The sequence below is a fragment of the Flavisolibacter tropicus genome (assembly GCF_001644645.1).
GTDB classification, from domain to species: domain Bacteria; phylum Bacteroidota; class Bacteroidia; order Chitinophagales; family Chitinophagaceae; genus Flavisolibacter; species Flavisolibacter tropicus.
The window spans coordinates 1187699-1206275 of the sequence record NZ_CP011390.1 but is presented as its reverse complement, the minus strand read 5'-3'; the positions used below and the strand labels follow the sequence as shown (position 1 = coordinate 1206275).

13 protein-coding genes are annotated in these 18577 nt (G+C 40.3%); 6 read left to right on the top strand and 7 right to left on the bottom strand.

Going from position 1 to position 18577, the window contains the following annotated elements:
• Positions 1-2: 2 nt before the first annotated feature.
• Positions 3-1001, top strand: coding sequence for a PorP/SprF family type IX secretion system membrane protein (locus tag SY85_RS04905; RefSeq protein WP_066402072.1), 999 nt, complete (start codon positions 3-5; stop codon positions 999-1001).
• 115 nt (positions 1002-1116) lie between these two features.
• On the opposite strand, the gene SY85_RS04900 is transcribed toward SY85_RS04905, so the two are convergent.
• Positions 1117-1638, bottom strand: a complete 522-nt coding sequence (locus SY85_RS04900; protein ID WP_226999009.1) for a helix-turn-helix domain-containing protein — start codon at positions 1636-1638, stop codon at positions 1117-1119.
• Between the two features lie 211 nt (positions 1639-1849).
• On the opposite strand from SY85_RS04900, the gene SY85_RS04895 reads away from it, so the two are divergent.
• Positions 1850-3160 carry a glycoside hydrolase 5 family protein gene (locus SY85_RS04895; protein ID WP_066402070.1) on the top strand — a complete coding sequence of 437 codons (1311 nt, stop codon included), beginning with the start codon at positions 1850-1852 and terminating at the stop codon, positions 3158-3160.
• Positions 3161-3244: 84 nt separating this feature from the next.
• Here the strand turns inward: SY85_RS04895 and SY85_RS04890 are convergent, their stop codons facing one another.
• Positions 3245-4600: a rhodanese-like domain-containing protein gene (locus SY85_RS04890; RefSeq protein ID WP_066402069.1), complete on the bottom strand. Its 1356-nt coding sequence runs from the start codon at positions 4598-4600 to the stop codon at positions 3245-3247.
• A 150-nt stretch (positions 4601-4750) separates the two neighbouring features.
• A complete protein-coding gene (locus SY85_RS04885) occupies positions 4751-5023 on the bottom strand; it encodes a rhodanese-like domain-containing protein (RefSeq protein WP_066402068.1) in 273 nt (90 codons plus the stop codon).
• A 643-nt stretch (positions 5024-5666) separates the two neighbouring features.
• On the opposite strand from SY85_RS04885, the gene SY85_RS04880 reads away from it, so the two are divergent.
• Positions 5667-7802, top strand: a complete 2136-nt coding sequence (locus SY85_RS04880) for a glycoside hydrolase family 97 protein (RefSeq protein WP_066402067.1) — start codon at positions 5667-5669, stop codon at positions 7800-7802.
• Positions 7803-8664: 862 nt separating this feature from the next.
• Here the strand turns inward: SY85_RS04880 and SY85_RS04875 are convergent.
• Positions 8665-9105 (bottom strand): SET domain-containing protein, encoded by a 441-nt coding sequence (locus SY85_RS04875; protein ID WP_066402066.1) that lies wholly within the window; start codon positions 9103-9105, stop codon positions 8665-8667.
• Positions 9106-9181: 76 nt separating this feature from the next.
• Entirely contained in the window at positions 9182-10267 is a 1086-nt protein-coding gene (locus SY85_RS04870) for a transglutaminase domain-containing protein (protein ID WP_082886301.1), read from the bottom strand.
• 471 nt (positions 10268-10738) lie between these two features.
• Between SY85_RS04870 and SY85_RS04865 the strand changes: the two genes are divergently transcribed.
• Together SY85_RS04865 and SY85_RS04860 are read left to right on the top strand one after the other, a co-directional pair.
• Positions 10739-12895: a PAS domain-containing sensor histidine kinase gene (locus tag SY85_RS04865; RefSeq protein WP_066402064.1), complete on the top strand. Its 2157-nt coding sequence runs from the start codon at positions 10739-10741 to the stop codon at positions 12893-12895.
• 436 nt (positions 12896-13331) lie between these two features.
• Positions 13332-14003, top strand: a complete 672-nt coding sequence (locus tag SY85_RS04860) for a phosphoribosylanthranilate isomerase (RefSeq protein ID WP_066402063.1) — start codon at positions 13332-13334, stop codon at positions 14001-14003.
• Between the two features lie 670 nt (positions 14004-14673).
• Here the strand turns inward: SY85_RS04860 and SY85_RS04855 are convergent.
• Positions 14674-16035, bottom strand: coding sequence for an ammonium transporter (locus tag SY85_RS04855; protein ID WP_066402062.1), 1362 nt, complete (start codon positions 16033-16035; stop codon positions 14674-14676).
• Between the two features lie 523 nt (positions 16036-16558).
• A complete protein-coding gene (gene ytxJ / locus SY85_RS04850; RefSeq protein ID WP_066402061.1) occupies positions 16559-16894 on the bottom strand; it encodes a bacillithiol system redox-active protein YtxJ in 336 nt (111 codons plus the stop codon).
• Between the two features lie 310 nt (positions 16895-17204).
• Between ytxJ and SY85_RS04845 the strand changes: the two genes are divergently transcribed.
• Entirely contained in the window at positions 17205-18572 is a 1368-nt protein-coding gene (locus tag SY85_RS04845; protein WP_066402060.1) for a UDP-N-acetylmuramate--L-alanine ligase, read from the top strand.
• The last annotated feature ends 5 nt before the right edge of the window (positions 18573-18577 follow it).

Sequence of the window (18577 nt, the reverse complement as noted above, 5' to 3'; positions counted from 1 at the left end):
CAATGAAAAAAGCATGGATCACCGTATTGGGACTGATGTTTATGTGCAAGGTGTTGCAAGCACAATCCTATCATTTTTCTCAATTCTTTTCAACACCACTCTTAACCAACCCGGCAAATACAGGTTTCCTAGAAGGGCCATATCGGATAGCTTCTAATTTTCGTACACAAGGCCAAATGGGTGGTGGCGCTTATTTCACAGGTTATTTGTCTGCCGATTTTAACTTATTTCAAGATCGTTTAAGCGAGTATCATAAGGCAGGGGCTGGTATTTATTTAATGAATGATCAATCCTTGAATGGTGCTTTGAAAACTAATGCTGTTGGCTTTAGTGCTGCTTACCATGTGCCATTAGACATTCATGGCGATCATAGTATAGGTCTTGGTTTTCAGGGTGTATATCACCAGCGGTTAATTGACTATTCCAAGCTATCTTTTGGTAACCAGTTTGGCTCTGCTGGATATGATCCTTCATTGCCAATTGGAGAAGGTCTAAACAATAAGAGTGTTGGTTATTTCGATGTCAATGCCGGGATGGTATATAATATTATTTTGGAAGACCGGGCTTTTTTTGGAGGAGTATCTGTTTATAATATTCTGCGTCATACAGAAAATGTTATTGAAGATGAATTTCGGATGCCGCTGCGTATTACAGCCCAAGCTGGCGCACAGTTTTTTATTGCGGAATATAGCAAAGCTTATTTTTCAATTACACATATGCAGCAGGGCGAGGCAAAAGAAACAACTGTTGGTGCCGCTTACGGGCAGCAATTGACAGACGGAATAAAAAATGAAATCAATATTGGGCTCTGGTATAGATACAAAGATGCTGTGATACCTTATGTTGGATATTTTTGGGGTGGATTTCAAGTAGGACTTTCTTATGATCATACCGTTTCGTCCTTAAAAACAGCTGCTGAAGTACGCAATGCTTATGAACTAACGTTGCTGTATAAAGCATTTGATAAAACCGCCATGAAAAAGTTGATTCCGTGGTATTAGTCTTTTAAGGTGCTTATTGTTAATAAGTTAATAGTTGATAGTTGGTAGATGACAGAAGCGATATGTGAGGTAGTTAGATTAACTCGTGATTCGATAATGCTTCTTTTCGGATTTATTAAATCTTATCCAGCGGCTTTCTGTTTTTTTCCTTCATTTGTTTAAAGTAGGTAGGTGTTAATCCTGTTACTTTTTTGAACTGCAGTGACAAGTGTTGCACACTGCTATACCCCAGCGCATCTGCAATTTCATTTAGGTTCAATTCGTCATAGATCAATAATTCTTTTGCCCGCTCGATACGTTGCAGAATTACATATTTCTCAATAGTAACACCTTCTATAGAGGAGAATAAGGAGGAGATATAATGATAATCCATTCCCAGCTTTTCAGAAAGGATAACCGAAAGCTTTTTGTTGGACTCTACCAATTCATTGGCATGTACCATTTTAATAATGGTAGACTTGATTTGAGCAATAAGTGCAGACTTACGATCATCTAACAGTTCAAAGCCTAAGCTGTTCAAGCTTTCGCTCAATTTTTCCTTTTGATCTTCTTCCAGTGGTTTGGATAATTCCACCTCGCCCAATTGAATATTCTTATATTCAATGTCTGTTTTATCTAATTCTTGCCGCACTGCCATTATGCAGCGGTCGCAAACCATATTTTTAATGTATAAATGCATGACTTGTTATAGATCAAAAGTAGTAAGAACTTTTAAAAGCAGTTGTGTCTTTGTGTAAGTATAAAACGATAGACTTCTAACACGTAAAAATTCATTTATTATATTTAATAGTCCTGCTATTTATAAGTTGTTATTTGATTTCCTTTGTTGTACTGAAAACCATTTGTAAATGAAAGTGAAACCGCTTTTTGTATTGCTTCTTCTTGCTATTTTGTTTCAAAGTAACAATAGTGTCGCCCAATCTTTTGTAAAACGCCAAGGGCATCAGTTTGTTTTAAACGGTAAGCCCTACTATTATATTGGAACTAACTATTGGTATGGTGGTTTGCTGGGGCTGGAAAAGGACAAGAAAAGAGGTATAGATCGCTTAAGAAAAGAATTGGATTTTTTGAAATCAAAAGGCGTTGCTAATCTACGCTTGGTGGCTGGTGCTGAAGGACAAGGTTTGGTGGCTGGTGTGGAGCGTATTGGCCCAGCACTACAAACCGACAAAGGCGTGTTTAATGAACAAGTACTGGATGGGCTGGACATCTTTTTAGCCGAGCTGACAAAGCGTGATATGAAAGCTATTGTATTCCTAAGCAACAATTGGGAATGGAGCGGTGGCTTTTTGCAATACCTGCGTTGGAACAATCAAATACCCGACTCTGTTTTCAGAAACAAAATGGAATGGGAGACTATGCGTGATGAGATAATGAAGTTTTATGCCTGTTCCCCATGTAAAGAAGACTACCTGAAGCAAGTAGACTTTATTCTCAACCGGACCAATAAGATATCCAAAAAGAAATACAGTGACGAGCCGGCTATAATGGCTTGGGAATTGGCTAACGAGCCGCGTCCTATGCGACCTGCGGCGAATGAGCTCTATAAACAATGGATTAGTGATGTTAGTAACCATATCAAGTCAAAAGACAAAAACCACCTGGTAACCATTGGACATGAAGGGGATATTTCTTTAGAAAGTGACCTGTCTTATTTTGAAGAATTACATGCGTACCCCAGTGTTGACTACCTGACCATACATATTTGGCCCAAAAACTGGGCATGGATGCGGCCAGATTCCATGAAAGCCGATTTTCAACAAGCAATAAATAAGACTACCGATTATATCAATAAGCATATTAGTGCCGCACAAAAGCTGAATAAGCCGTTAGTGATTGAAGAATTCGGGCTACCTCGTGATCAATATTCGTTTGATCCAAAGTCAACAACCACACTACGCGATCAATACTATAAAACCATTTTTTCTGTCTGGGCGCAAAGTAAAAATACAAATGGTGTTGTGGCGGGTGCTAATTTCTGGGCTTTTGGCGGAGTGGCTCGCCCTAAGCAAGGACAAGTATTTTGGAAAGTGGGTGACGACTATATGGGAGACCCGCCAATGGAGGAGCAAGGCCTATATACTGTATTTGATAGTGATAAAACTACCTGGCAAATCATTCAGAAATATAGCCAAATGAAAAAGGACAATAAGAAATAAGGTTGTCTAGAGTATAGGGATAAATGAAAGGTGAAACGTGAGAACAAGCTTAGTTTTCACGTTTCACCTTTCACGTTTAACTCCTTAACCAAACGTTTTAACCGCCTCACCTAAATCATACACTTTGGTAGAGCCGTTTAGTTCTTCCTGAAGCAGCGAGCTGGCTGCTGCACTCCTTGTGCCTCCTGCGCAATGAACTACAATTGGCTTATTGGTTGGAATTTCAGCCCAGCGTTTTCTTAGTTCGCCTAATGGTATATGTATACTATTGGCAAAGATCTTCTTCTGACTAACTTCTCCATTATTACGTACATCCACAACCGTATAATTGGCTGTATGCCCTTTAAACTCGTCTACATCTAATGCCGGCATTGTTTCAAAAGCATTTTCCAAAACGAATGCTTCTTTTACCTGCCCTTCATATCCAATAGCGGCAGCACGATCTACCAATTTTCCCAGCTGCTCTTTGTTGTCGCTTGCTAAATAAAACGTCTCGCCAGGTTGAATAATGCTGCCCAGCCAGGTTTCAAACTTGCCGCCTCCAACGATATTGATAGAGTGCGGTAGATGGCCTTGTTGAAAAGCTTGAGCATTTCGTACATCTACCACCCATATGTTCTTGTCCAGCCGATCTGCCTCATTTGTGTTTTTAATAGTATCTCCATACGTTACTGCACTTATGCGTTCTTGAAATGATGGTGCGCCTTTGCGGTTTAAATCCACATCAAACGGAAAGTATGCAGGTACAAATGGCTGGTCAGCTAAAAGCTGTTTTACAAACTCATCTTCACTGATATCTTGTAAGCACCAATTGGTTTTCTTTTCTTCACCCATGGTGCTGCTTTGGGCTGCTTTTAAGGCTTTACCGCATAAGGAGCCTGCACCGTGTGCTGGATATACAATTGTGTCGTCGGGAAGTGGTAGTAGCTTATCTCGTAGGGAGTGGTACATCTGGCTTGCCAGCTTTTCACGCGTAACTTGCAGGTTGCCTACGCCTTCGCGCAAATCAGGACGACCACAATCTCCAATGAAAAGTGTATCGCCTGTGAAGACAGCTTTGGACTTTCCTTCATGCTCTAAAACAATACAGATGCTATCTGGTGAGTGGCCCGGTGTATATAGTGGGTAAAGTTTTATTTTACCTATTTCAATAGCATGGCCTTCATCAAACGCTTCGTGGGGGTAGAAGGCATTTACCAGGCTGTGTACATATAAAGTAGCACCTGTGCGCTCGCTCAACTCTAAATGGCTGCTGACAAAGTCTGCATGTGGGTGTGTTTCAATAACGCCTACAATCTGGGATTCGTTCTCTTTGGCAAATTCCAGGTAAGGTTGAGGATTACGTGCCGGGTCTATTAAAACGATTTTCTTTTCGCATTCACTCAATACAGCATAGCTAAAATGTGCTAGGCCTTTATCTTCCCATTGTTGGATCTTCATGCTTAATTATTTGGTTCAAAACTATAAAACCGCTGGTCTTTTTTTATGATCTAAGTCAGTTGCATCTACAAAACATACTGGAATGTAAATCAATACTTAGATTGACGAGTTTTCTGATATCAATGTCCAAACATAAGAAAAGACCAACTATTATTGTGCTGATCGCAACATATCATGTAAACTACCACCATTGTATACTTCAGCTACACCTTGCTTTTTTAAAAAGCTGGTTGCAATGCCACTTCCATTTCCATTCATGCAATAGGCAATAATTGGTTTGGGCATTTTTCTTAACTCAAATACACGTGTTGCTATTTCTTCCAGCGGAATGTTGATGGCGCCTGGTACATGTCCCTTTGCAAACTCCGATGGCGTTCGCACGTCCAAAATGGTAAAAGGATTGGTTTTTAATAGAAGGTTCATACGCTAATTTGAATAGTGTTACAAACATTAATTTCAAAAGTCAGTACTGCCACTGGTTCACTTAGGGAAATATGTATTTAATGGGTTTTTATATCTAGTTAACGCTATAGCACTATTGTTTCAACAATTTATTGGACGATGAGTGTGCTTTCAGGAGTATGAGATTAACGCTTCATTTGCGTGAATGAAAGTAGATATTCAAGTAAATTTTCTATTTATAATTAGCAGCTATAAATGTGTCCAATTAGCTTTTTTAGTGACGGGTTGCCGTTTCAAAGGGGAAGCTGAGCACTTTGGCAATTGTATGTAATATAAAAACGCCGCATCACTGCTGATGGGATGCATGTGAAATAAAGTTACTATCTACATTTTAGAGATGCAAGTGTTATTTAATAACATAATAAAAAACACTAGACCTTAATAAGTGCATTTTGATGTACCTGTATAAAATAGATGAATGGCCTAGGTTGTTGCTGCCTATGTAACTGTTATATAGCTGCACTGAGTAATTTAGATGCCGTAGTGGTTTTATTTGTTGAGTAAAACATTTAACTATACATGATATTACCACAAAATGCGGTGGATATCTTAAATACACAACTTATTGAACACGCATTATATTCGTTTACTTAAATCAATCTAGATGCGAAGTGTTTTATTATTGATTTGTTTCTTTCTGTGCCAATTGATAAGTGCTCAACAGCTTCAATCACCTGATAAACAGTTAACACTAACCTTTTCTTTGCAGGATGGTGGTGTGCCCGCTTATGCACTTACCTATAAAGGAAAGGATGTGATTCGTCCTAGCAAATTGGGACTTGAGTTAAAGAGCGATACATCACTAACCAAAGGCTTCCGTGTTCAAGACACTAAAACAACCAGTTTTGACGAAACCTGGCAACCGGTATGGGGTGAAGTGAGAAACATTCGGAACCAGTACAATGAACTGGCTGTGACGTTGGAACAACCCTCTACTCAACGTTCCCTGGTTATCCGTTTCCGGCTCTTCAATGATGGCTTAGGCTTCCGGTATGAGTTTCCGTTACAAAAGAACCTAGGTCATTTTGTTATTAAAGAAGAAAGAACTCAGTTTGCACTCTCTGGCGATCATAAGGCATTTTGGATTCCGGGTGATTATGATACCCAGGAGTATAGCACAGTAACATCAAACTTGTCAGAAGTACGTGGCAAAATGAAAGCGGCCATTACTCCAAATGCTTCGCAAACACCTTTTTCTCCAACAGGTGTACAAACGCCTTTGATGCTAAAAAGCAAGGATGGCTTGTATATCAATATCCACGAAGCCGCCCTGGTAGACTACTCTTGTATGCACCTGGAATTGGATGATAAGAACATGATTCTAAATTCCTTCCTTACACCAGATGCGGTAGGAGATAAGGGTACTTTGCAAACGCCCAGCAAATCGCCTTGGCGTACTATCATAGTGAGCGATAGAGCTGGTGATATTTTAGAGTCTAAACTGGTTCTGAACCTCAACGAGCCTACAAAATACAAGAATACATCTTGGATCAAACCCATCAAGTATATTGGTGTATGGTGGGAAATGATTACAGGTAAAAGCACATGGTCTTATACCGACCTGGATAATGTCAAATTAGGTATAACAGACTTTACACATGCAAAGCCTAATGGTAAGCATGCCGCTAATACACAGCATGTAAAAGAATATATTGATTTTGCTGCTAAGCATGGATTTGATGCTGTGCTAGTTGAAGGCTGGAACGTAGGTTGGGAAGACTGGTTTGGTAAACACAAAGATTACGTATTTGACTTTGTAACGCCCTATCCCGATTTTGATGTAAAAGAACTCCACCGCTATGCAGCTTCCAAAGGTGTAAAGATCATCATGCACCATGAAACCTCAGGTGCTGTACGCAACTATGAGCGCCACTTGGATACAGCCTATAAGTTTATGGTAGAAAACGGTTATAACGCGGTAAAAAGTGGTTATGTTGGTGATATCTTACCAAGGGGAGAGTACCATTATAACCAATGGATGGTAAATCATTACCTGTATGCTATTGCCAAAGCTGCCGAATATGGTATTATGGTAAATGCACATGAAGCTGTGCGCCCAACAGGCTTAAGTCGTACCTATCCTAACTTGATCGGTAATGAAGCAGCTCGTGGTACAGAATATGAGGCCTTTGGTGGCAGTAATCCGGACCACACAACCATTCTGCCTTTCACCCGATTAATTGGTGGCCCTATGGACTATACACCCGGTATTTTTGAAACTAAGGTGAGTGCGTACAATCCAAGTAATACTTCTTTTGTACATACCACCTTGGCGCGTCAGCTGGCATTGTATGTAACCATGTACAGCCCGTTACAGATGGCGGCCGACTTACCAGAAACTTATAATAAGTATTTAGATGCCTTCCAGTTCATTAAAGACGTAGCAGTCGATTGGGATGATAGTAAAGTATTAGAAGCAGAACCCGGCGATTACATCACATTTGCCCGTAAAGCAAAAGGAACTAATAACTGGTTTATCGGTAGCACTTGCGATGAAAATGGACGCACCTCTACAATAAACTTCAATTTCTTAGATCCCGGTAAGAAATATGTAGCTACGATTTATAGCGATGCCAAGAATGCACATTATGAGACTAATCCTAAAGCATACACCATTCGAAAAGCAGTTGTTACAAATAAGAGCAAACTATCCCAGCTTTGTGCACCGGGTGGGGGATATGCCATAAGTGTAATGGAAGCCACTGATGCTACCGCCTTAAAAGGATTGAAAACGCTTTAATAAGCATAAGAAATAGGAGGACTACCTGAATAGTTTTGTATACTTTTTTTTAAAGGAGCTGCACCAAAATGCAGCTTTTTTTTATTGATAGATTTTAGCATTACTCAAATGGTGCGTCTGATAGAAGTTTAGCCTAGTACCAATAAAAACTTAAGCATAACCCTCTTCTCACCAATGATCAATAACTCAATAACCATGGACTTATTGACCATCCTCCATTCACTCAAAGGGTTGCCAAAAATTATAAGAAACTTTACTGCTCAGATGCTATCGGAATAATTCTTGTGTCAATAGCCATTCCAAATAGGCAATTTTTTTCATTCATAAGCAAGCAATCAGACACCCCCTGTCTTAACAGGGGGTTCTTTGGCGTATAGGTATAAACGTTATTCTTTTCCAAATGTTCCTGTAGCGCTTCTTTCGGCACGTTCTTTGGCGCAAAATAAGTAGTGAAAATCGATGACAAATTTTAAGCGATAAGCCTGCTTTTTTAAGCAGGCTTTGTTAGTTTAGTACGCTTTGTGCCTTTACCAGGGGCTAGTCGCACACTGTGCTGCGCTAGTTAATGGTCAGTGGTCATTGGCAACAGCACAATTCCTGAGGAGCAAACCCTTTTATAAATAATAAGCACTCCATTTAGGAGTGCTTATTATTTATAAATTCTTTCGCTTCCTTTAACATTGATTGTTGGGAATTGTGTATTGAATATTTCCTCCCTTCTTCCTTCAGCATTTCTTGATACGTGTTCAATATTCTCTGGGCTCCTCCCTGCCTCCGTGGTTCCTAATCTGCGCTATCTGCAAGGCACCTGAGCGCTGGTGCTCCCCTTCAGGGGCCAGGGAGATGTCTGGGCGTGTGCTGGCTATTTCTTTTTCAGCTTTTTCTTCTTCTCTTTCTCAATACGAATATTGCTACGTATAACCGACCAGTATTCTTTTCCATAATCAACAAAGATCTCACTACCGGGCTCTATATCTTTTTTGGATTCAATGTACACTTTGTCCTCATCATTCACATAGTCGCAATTGTTAATAAGGCCTTTCACACGGCTAATGCCGCGTGCATCATTGGCATAGCGGGCCAGGGCTTTCTTATAGTTCTTGGCATCAATCACATGATCATCGTTAATGCTATAGATATAGCCATTATCATGATCATCTTCTACATCTTTCCAGGTACATACCTTGCCTTTGTATTCTACAATACGGGTTCCTTTCGGAATAAAAACTTTTGTAAATAAGCCGTCACCTGCACCCGGAAGGGTGGAGGGTTTTACTGCCAGATGCTTTTCCAATAATGCCATAGTTGTAAGAAAGGGCGTGAAGATAAGGGAAAGGAAGATTCATTGGTGTTTCAAATCTAAAAGAAGAGAACACTTGCTATAAACTTTCCCTTTCCACCTTTATTTTAAATCGTAGTACCTTACGAAAGTCAAATAGTACTTCAAGGTAGTATAGTGAGTAGTCCGACACTACATAGTCAAACTCATAACGGTTACCTGACTGTTTATACGGAATGTATTGTTGCTTCTTAAGCGCCAAGGTATCAATAGTAAGTATCTTGCGTCGCTTGCTTAGCTTTTCTTCTTTCCAGATTGGCGGGTTATGAAACACATTGGAGTTGACCTGCAAAACTTTAAAATCATCAGTATAGTCAAATTGAAATCGTAGTGTATCTCCCTTTTTTGCTTGTATAATTCCGGTGGTTGGCGATTGTAACTGTATCTTATTAATGATCGCAGAAGCATAATACGGATTAGCAGCAAAACGTTCTTTTGTGTAGTTGGGTTCTGGTACCCACTTCCCTTCTTTCGGATAATGGTTGCGGGCAAAATCATGGAAAGGGGTAAACCAATAGTAATCATTATACGCTTTGTGAAAGCTTAACAACTTTCCTGAGCCTTCTTTTTCAACGCAGTAACCTGCTGCCCATGTAGCATCTAAAAGTTGATAAGCACTATCGATCCATACGGCATTCCAGGCATGGTTAACCGGTCCCGTTAGGCCCACCTGGTAAGGTTTTGTTTTGGTGTAACCTAAAATAACCTCGCTTTTAATGCCGGCAATATCACACATCTTCTTAAATAGCCGGGCGTATCCATCGCAGATACCTTTTTGTTTTCTGAGTATCTTATTTAAGTATTTTCTCTCCCAGTTTAAATACACTTCATCACAGTTCTGACCAGTTTTGCACGTCGGCTGTTGATTTTCTTTACCAGAGTTGTATAACTTATAATCGTAGGAAATATTTTCAGTGATCCATATAAAAATAGATCTTGCTTTTAGGAGATCTTGCGTATAAGGGTTAGTCAATTCTTTGGTTAGTTGGTAAATGTCTTTATGGAATTTGATGGTTTTGGCAAAACTATCTACGCTACAAAATTTTTCTTGTGCTTTCAACGGTCGGTTAAGCAATAGAAAGGAGAGGACAAGCAATAGTGGTGTTAAGCATTTAGATAGTTGCATGCAGACTAGATTAAAGCATGGTACCAACAACTATAATAGCTTTATGAAAGCTTGTACATAAATATACAAAGCAGCCTTATAATGTTAAATTTTGCTAGTTTATTTAGGCAGCTTTTGAAGGAAATATTTTTACCGAAGAGGTTCGCTGTAACAAACAAGTAAAACCCTCTCTGTGTCTATCTGCGTAATCTGCGGGAAATCTCTGTACATAGGTGCTCCCCTTTAAGGGCAGGGGTGTGCTTTTGGCTATTAAATCAGTCTTAATTTAAAACCGACACTGTTTAATTTTTGACTTATAAATGGCACAAATAATTAAACTAGAAAATAAATCAAGCCGTATTTAGCTTATTTTCAACTAAATACAAATATTTACCGCAACTAAGTGTTTCTTTTTATTAAAATTTTACCAGAAAGGTTAGGATTAAGGCACAATATCAGCTTATCTTGATACTCGAAAAATTGCACCTATTGATGAATCACCACTCTGAAAGCGTCCTTACGCCTACTCCTTCCATTCCTACAATTTCTTCACAACACATTCTAAATGAACTAAGTGATGTAATAGTAGTCTTAGATAAAACGGGTCGTATTGTTTATACGAACAGTTCTTCTTTTGACATGTGGGGCTTTACTTCTCAGGAATTACTTAACACAAACATCATAGATCTAGTTGAGCCACATGAAAAGCGGCGCACGCTTCACTATTTTACTCAAATTCATTCAGGGTATTCAGGCTTGTATTTAGAGAATAGGTGTAGAAGGAAAGATGGTAAGGTGATTTCAATTTCTTGGGTGGCTCGCTGGAATGAAAGCGATCAATTGCTATACGCCACTGTAAGCATCATAAAAAAAAGACTGGTTTTTGATGATATTGAGTTTCAATACGAAGCAGCATTAAAACAAAGAGATCAGGAGGTGGCAGAGTTATTAGAGCGAATGCCCGATGGGTACTTCGTTCTGGACACAGATTGGCGAATTGTTTATGGCAATCCTAAGGCTGAGCAGTTGGTGGGTAAAACATTGGAAGATGTTTATTTGAAGTCCATATGGGACTGTTTTCCAGCCGATTATGAAACGGTATTCGAAACTCAATACCGTAAAGCAATAAAGGAACAATCGCCAGTACTTTTTGAGGCTTTTTTTGCCAACCCTTTATATAAGTGGCTAGAAGTAAATGCCTACCCGTCATCTACAGGGCTTTCTGTTTTTTTCAGAGATATAACTGAGCGAAAGAATGCTGAGGCAGAGTTGCGAAAACTTTCATTGATCGCTACAGAAACCACCAATGCAGTTTCTCTTGTAGAGCTGGATGGGACAATATCCTGGGTAAATAAGGCTTTTGTGAATTTAACAGGTTATTCTGCAGCAGAGGTTATTGGTATAAAAAGCGAAAAGATATGGATTGGTCCGGAAACAGATACCCAACTTGTTCAACAGCTGCGTGAAAGTTTTAATGCAGGAAAGCCGTTCCAGGCAGAGTTGCTGGGTTATACAAAAACAGGCGAGAAAATATGGACCGAAGTTTCCGGGCAGATTATAGCAAATGAGTATGGTGGCGTACAACGCTATTGTATAATATATACTGACATTACAGATAGAAAGAAAGCAGAGAATGAGTTGCGTAAACTTTCCGTTATAGCACAAGAAACCATTAATGCAGTGGCTATTAGTGATACCAAGCGGCGTATTGTTTGGATAAATAAGGCTTGTGAACAAATGAGTGGCTATAAGTTACAAGAAGCCGTAGGTAAGACGGTTACTGAGATCTTTGATGGGCCATTAACAGATGGTAAGAAGATCAGTTATGCTGAAAGCTGTTTTCAAAGCGTAAAACCTTTTCATATAGAGGTGCTCAATTATCGTAAGAATGGAGAAACCTATTGGGCCGATGTTTCCAGCCAGCCTATGTTTGATGAGAATGGCAAGCTGCTCTACTATTTTTCAATCTCTACCGACATCACCAATCGTAAAAAATTGGAAGAAGAACTTCAGTTACAACGTAATCGTACTACGGCTGCAGTTATAGCCGCGCAGGAAAAAGAGCGTGCTCTTGTTGGACAAGAACTACATGATAATGTAAACCAGGTACTAACTACCGTTAAGTTGTATACCGAGTTGTGTAGGGATGGCATCGGTAATGCTTCTGAAATTATGGATAAGTCTATTAAACTGCTTCAAGATTCTATTGATGAAGTGCGTAGCTTGTCTAGGCGATTATCGGCTCCCTCATTAGGAGATATTAAATTGAAGGAGTCAGTTACAGAACTGGTAGAAGCCGTTAGGGCGACCAATAAATTGCAGATTAGTTTAACAATGAAAGGGGTAGAGGAGTTAGAGGTGAATCAAGATGTTCACCTGGCCTTGTATCGCATTTTACAGGAACATCTTACCAATGTACTAAAGCATAGTGAGGCTTCTCATGTAAAAGTATATATAGAAGCAAAACAATCGGCTCTTTCGCTTCAGGTAAATGATGATGGACTTGGGTTTGATCTGCAACAGAAAAGTAATGGTATTGGTATTTCCAATATGATGTCAAGAGCTGAAAGTATCAAAGGCTCGCTGATTATTAGAAGTGCGCCGGGAATGGGATGTGAATTGCAGGTGTGTTTCCCTGTAGAGTGGTAGAAAATACTTTTCTTGTTACTATTTACATGCGGTTGCTTTTCACTGAAGTAGATCTAATCTTTGTTGACTATATTAAGTTGATACCAAATACCTAATTCAGTTTGGTATTTGTGATTTAGAATTTTGCCTTTAGAATTTATCTCAAAATGCACTTTTAAATTTTTAAAGGGATTAAGTAGAAATAACTTGCACTTTTAAAGGTTTTGTTTTTACTTTATGGAACACAGGAAGTCATCTTCCTTTTCCCTTTCGCATATTTCCAACGATTGCTTGCTATTGAATTCATTTTACATTCCTGATTAAAACTATATGGCTATTTAGTCATGTTCGTTGTAATTCTATTGCTATGTGATTTTTCTTTTGTCTTGTTTTCAAAGTTGAAATGGAGAGGTTTTAAACGATTGCTTGCTATATAAAATTGTAAAACGTATATAGCATGAAGATCAAGGTTTGTGGCATAACAGACATGGATCAATTGTATGAGCTCGATGAAGTGGGAGTGGCTTTTGCTGGCTTTATCTTTTATCCTCCCAGTCCGCGTTTGGCTTTGAAAAGAGGATTGCAGGGAGCAGATGTCAGACGTGCAAAATTAAAACTTTGTAAGGTCGGCGTATTTGTAGACGCGTCGTACGATGAGATCATGAGACAGATTGATGCTTTCGGATTGGATATGGTGCAGTTGCATGGTCGCGAATCACCTTACGAATGTTCCCGCATTTCTAATTATATAGATGTGATCAAAGCCTTTCGCTTTGCAGAGAACGATCATGTGCAATGGATGATAAAGGACTATTATGAAGATGCCGACCATTTTTTATTTGATACAGGTGTGCCCGCATCAAAAGAAGAAAGGGAAAATAAAAACTTGTATGGCGGTACAGGCCGAAAGTTTAACTGGAATCGCTTAAAAGGCCTTCGCATAGATAAGCCCTTTTTTCTGAGTGGTGGCATAGAACCAACAGATGCCTATCTGGTACATGAGTTCATGAAAGACGAAGTTGCAAAAGATCTTTTTGTTGTCGATATCTGCAGCCGCTTCGAGATCATACCCGGAGTAAAGGATATGGAGAAGGTAAGAGGTTTCATAGAGCAAATGGAAGGCAAATAGTGAAACTTGAGACGTCAAACGTGAAAGGAGGCTTACGAACGCCCCAGGCCACTAAATGGAGCTCCTGCGCACAAGTGTCTCCCGCAGATGGCCCCGATAAGCGCGGAGGATAGAAGGAGTTGGGAATTAGGGATTTGGAATTGGGGGAAGAGAGCCTGGTTTTGTATCTTTAGGGTCTTCTCTTTTAGAGCAATTTTCGCCCTTCTTATTACAGTTTTCTTTACTATTTTTTACAGTTTACAACATTGATCAAGTGACGACATACGGTTAAGGTATGGGGGTGGTAGGGGCCGAGGGATCGGCCGAAGGATCGGCCGAGGTACGGGTGAGATACGGAGTTAAGTAGGCTTCCATACGGAGTAACCTAGTCTTCCATACGGAGTAACTATGAAGGGACAGGGGCGTAGCTATGAAGGAGCGTAGGAGTAGCAGGCAAGTAACAAGGGAATAATGAACAAGGAACAAGGAATGATGAAGGAAGAAGTGAAGGAATTGGGGAGATTAAAGAATTAGGAGGAAGGAATAGGATAATTTTAATTAGAAGGATTTTGGTTTTCCCTATAAAAAGCACTCCGGGTAAAGGAGTGGTTTTGTTTTATAAGAGTGTCTGATCTTTTGCGCATAGGCCTTTTCCCATTTAGGGGCTGGGGCGTGCGAGGCCTCGCGTTGCTTACAGTCTTTCGCCATGCTGTGTCCTATCAAGGCCTAGGCTTTCTTCGCGTTTGCTAACCCTTAGTGGGGTAATTGCATCTGTAATTTTTAAGAGGATCATTGTTCCAATAAGCACAAACGCAAAAACACCTAGCATGCTCAGTAACTGTACAATAAAGAGCTTGCTTTCTCCATAAAAGAGCCCGTTGGTAGTCACAGCGCTATTAATATTTTTATGAGCAAATACGCCCGTTAATAACATGCCCATGATACCGCCTACACCATGACATGGAAACACATCCAGTGTGTCGTCTAAGGAAGTTCGTGTTCTTAGTTCTACCATCAGGTTGCTGACAATACTGCTAAAAACTCCAATAACAATAGAATGAGGAATAGTAACAAAGCCTGCCGCAGGCGTAATGGCCACCAAGCCTACTACTGCACCAATACAGGTACCCATAGCCGAAGGCTTTTTGCCACGCATGGCATCGAACGCTACCCATGCTAATGCTGCTGCTGCAGAAGCGGTTGTAGTTGTGCCTAATGCAATGCTGGCTAAACTATTAGCACCGAAGGCGGAACCCGCATTGAAACCAAACCAGCCAAACCAAAGCAAACCCGTGCCTAGCAATACATACGTAATACGGGCAGGGTTATGCGAAGGCTCATTGCGCATGCGCATATAAAGTGCGCTGGCCAAAGCGGCTACTCCAGCGCTCATATGCACTACAGTACCACCTGCAAAATCCAATACACCCCATTTGAAAAGGATACCTTCCGGGTGCCAGGTGGCATGTGCTAGCGGACTATAAATGAATAAGGAGAATAAACAAATAAATACTAAATAGGAAGTAAAGCGTATCCGCTCAGCAAAGGCGCCAGTGATCAGTGCTGGTGTTACTATGGCAAATTTTAGCTGGAAGAACACAAATACGATCAACGGCACCGTAGGAGCTAATTTCCAGGGAGCTCCTTCCATTACACCTTTCATCATAAAAAAGCTGGAAGGATTACCAATGATACCACCAATAGAATCACCAAAAGCTAAACTAAATCCAACGGTGACCCATAGTACAGTAATAACTACCATGCAAATGAAGCTTTGAAGCATGGTAGATAACACGTTCTTTCTGCTAACCATGCCGCCATAAAAGAAGGCAAGTCCCGGCGTCATAATTAAGACCAATGCGGTTGCGGTAAGCATCCAGGCTGTATCGGCGGCGCTGATCGATGGAAAGGAAGGGATAGCGGCAGGGAGGCTGGGAAATTTTAAACAGAGCCAAACCAATACAAAAAGGATGATAAAGGGTAGCGCTCCGGTCTTGCTGAACTTCAGGCTGATCAGTGGCCGTTGGAACGTAGCTTCCAGCTTTTTAAACATACTATAGGGTTTTGATTAGGTGATAAAATAAAAAAGTCCACTGTAGACACAGCGGACGGAACGATTGCTTGCTATATGAATATATGTTCAGGTTATCGGGAATTAATAAACATCCGCCTCACCATAATTTCTCCTTTAAAGATATTACCATACTAAAAAGGTAGGGAAACAAGTTTTTGGGAGAATTACACTATCTAAATACAATAAGATTGATGTAAACGCTGTAAAATCAATGGTTTTAGAGAAATGTTAAAACGATGCCCAACGTGCACCAGGCCTGGTGGCCGGCGCTTCGCTATATAATTTCGCACAGAGCAAAGGAGAAAAGGAGGGGATTAGCGGATGTGTCAATTAGCTGATAATGGAAGAAAGATGAGAGAAGAATAGAAATGTCAATAAATAGAAAAAGCACTCCACCATCGGAGTGCTTTGATAATGTAAGAGAATTTGATCTTCTGGCTTTGTGTGCCGGTTACTTATTATTCACCACTCACCATTCACGAGCCCGGCTTCTGCCGCGCTGCTACGCCGCCTTAGCTTGATCCACGATCTCGTCCATCGATATCGCCAAATGGCTTTCATCATAAACGCACTTGCCATCTTTAATAACCAAAACCTGTGGAGATTCGTGATGAACCTTAAACGTATCTTCCACTTGGTTAGATATACCTCTATACGACAATAAGTCCAAATAATAGAAGTCTATATCTTCAGGAAGCTTACCCTTTTGCAGCCGTTGTTGGGCAACGGAACTGATAGAGCATCGAGTACTGTGTTTAAAGATTACTTGTGTCTTTTCGGCCGATTTTTTCACAATTTCATCCAGCTGGGCCCCGCTGGTTAACGCAATCCATGACATACTATACGAATTAAAAAGTGATCCTAATTAAATATGATGCTTTGCCTTATACTGGTATGCTGTAGCAGGGCAGCCATATTTACTGCGAGAGCTCGCACAAGAACTCATAACAGCTACAGTAGATAGTAAAAGAACGAAAGCAAAAATTTTATTCTTCATTGCAAAAAGGGTTTGTTGTAAAACGGTTTATTTTGCCAGATATTTTACAAAGGTAGAAAATGTAAACACCCATCTCTACATTTCTTTACTCCAAGGTGGAAAAGAGGTAGGGAAATTGCAACTAGCCTTGAAAATTACTTAACAAAGCATAATGAATATCCATTTTATATCAATCGGCGGCAGTGTTATGCACCAACTTGCTATAGCCTTAAAGCGAAAAGGATACCAAATTACAGGTAGTGACGACGAAATTTTTGAGCCTGCCAAGTCTAACTTGGAAAAGGAAGGGCTTCTTCCCAGTGTAATCGGTTGGTTTCCAGAGCGAATTACAGGGGCTCTGGATGCCGTGCTGTTGGGTATGCATGCAAAGGCTGATAATCCGGAGCTAATAAAGGCAAAGGAGTTGGGGTTACCTATTTATTCGTTCCCTGAGTATATCTATAAGGAAAGTCAAAATAAAACAAGAGTAGCAGTAGGTGGAAGCCATGGCAAAACCACCACAACTGCCATGCTGATGCATGTGCTAAAGAATGCTGGTAAATCATTCGATTACTTAGTGGGAGCTCGTCTGGAAGGTTTTAACCAGTCGGTAGATATTACTGATGCACCCATTATTGTATGTGAAGCAGATGAATATCCGGCCAGCGCTATTGAAAGAAGACCAAAGTTTCACTTTCTTTTCCCTCATATAGCTATCCTAACCGGTATTGCCTGGGATCATATTAATGTGTTCCCCACTTTTGACAACTACCTGGAGCAGTTCCGCATTTTCATCAATAAAATAGAGCCAGAGGGATATTTGATCTATAATGAAGGCGATCAAACGTTAAAAGACTTAGTGGCTTCTATAGGCCGCAAGGATATTCATTACTATCCATATTCTGTTCCATCGTATACCATCAGCAATGGTGAAACACGTGTGTGTATAGAAGGGGAAGAAACCGCTTTAAAAGTATTTGGCAACCATAACCTTCTGAATATGCATGCGGCCTGGCTGGTATGTAAGCAGTTAGGGATATCAGCTAAAGCCTTTGTCCATGCTATTGGAAGTTTTACCGGGGCGGCCAAACGCTTGGAGTTACTCAGTAAGAATAATACAACTACAGTATACCGCGATTTTGCGCATGCACCTTCCAAAGTGAAAGCAACTATTGATGCGGTAAAAGAACAATTTCCTGATCGTAAGCTGGTTGCCCTGCTTGAGCTACACACGTATAGTAGTTTGAATGAGCAGTTTATGACAGAATACAAAGATGTTTTAAATGTGGCTGAAGAGGCAGCTGTGTATTACAGTAAACACGCCTTAGAGCTTAAACGGATGCCGGAGTTGAAAAAAGAGATGGTTAAAGCCGGTTTTGGTAAAGAGAATCTTCAGGTCTTGAATCAGAAGCAGGAGTTGGAGCAATGGTTGGCAGAACGCCAGTTTGACAATTCAGTAGTGCTGCTTATGAGCTCTGGAAACTATGATGGAATGGATGTAGAGGCTTTTGCCAAACACATTACCAAGGTGGGTGGATAATATTA

Bases quoted from the DNA above. Each gene is read 5' to 3' on its own strand.
- SY85_RS04905 (WP_066402072.1), top strand. From the start codon at position 3: ATGAAAAAAGCATGGATCACCGTATTGGGACTGATGTTTATGTGCAAG.
- SY85_RS04900 (WP_226999009.1), bottom strand. From the start codon at position 1,638: ATGGCAGTGCGGCAAGAATTAGATAAAACAGACATTGAATATAAGAAT.
- SY85_RS04895 (WP_066402070.1), top strand. From the start codon at position 1,850: ATGAAAGTGAAACCGCTTTTTGTATTGCTTCTTCTTGCTATTTTGTTT.
- SY85_RS04890 (WP_066402069.1), bottom strand. From the start codon at position 4,600: ATGAAGATCCAACAATGGGAAGATAAAGGCCTAGCACATTTTAGCTAT.
- SY85_RS04885 (WP_066402068.1), bottom strand. From the start codon at position 5,023: ATGAACCTTCTATTAAAAACCAATCCTTTTACCATTTTGGACGTGCGA.
- SY85_RS04880 (WP_066402067.1), top strand. From the start codon at position 5,667: ATGCGAAGTGTTTTATTATTGATTTGTTTCTTTCTGTGCCAATTGATA.
- SY85_RS04875 (WP_066402066.1), bottom strand. From the start codon at position 9,105: ATGGCATTATTGGAAAAGCATCTGGCAGTAAAACCCTCCACCCTTCCG.
- SY85_RS04870 (WP_082886301.1), bottom strand. From the start codon at position 10,267: ATGCAACTATCTAAATGCTTAACACCACTATTGCTTGTCCTCTCCTTT.
- SY85_RS04865 (WP_066402064.1), top strand. From the start codon at position 10,739: ATGAATCACCACTCTGAAAGCGTCCTTACGCCTACTCCTTCCATTCCT.
- SY85_RS04860 (WP_066402063.1), top strand. From the start codon at position 13,332: ATGAAGATCAAGGTTTGTGGCATAACAGACATGGATCAATTGTATGAG.
- SY85_RS04855 (WP_066402062.1), bottom strand. From the start codon at position 16,035: ATGTTTAAAAAGCTGGAAGCTACGTTCCAACGGCCACTGATCAGCCTG.
- ytxJ (WP_066402061.1), bottom strand. From the start codon at position 16,894: ATGTCATGGATTGCGTTAACCAGCGGGGCCCAGCTGGATGAAATTGTG.
- SY85_RS04845 (WP_066402060.1), top strand. From the start codon at position 17,205: ATGAATATCCATTTTATATCAATCGGCGGCAGTGTTATGCACCAACTT.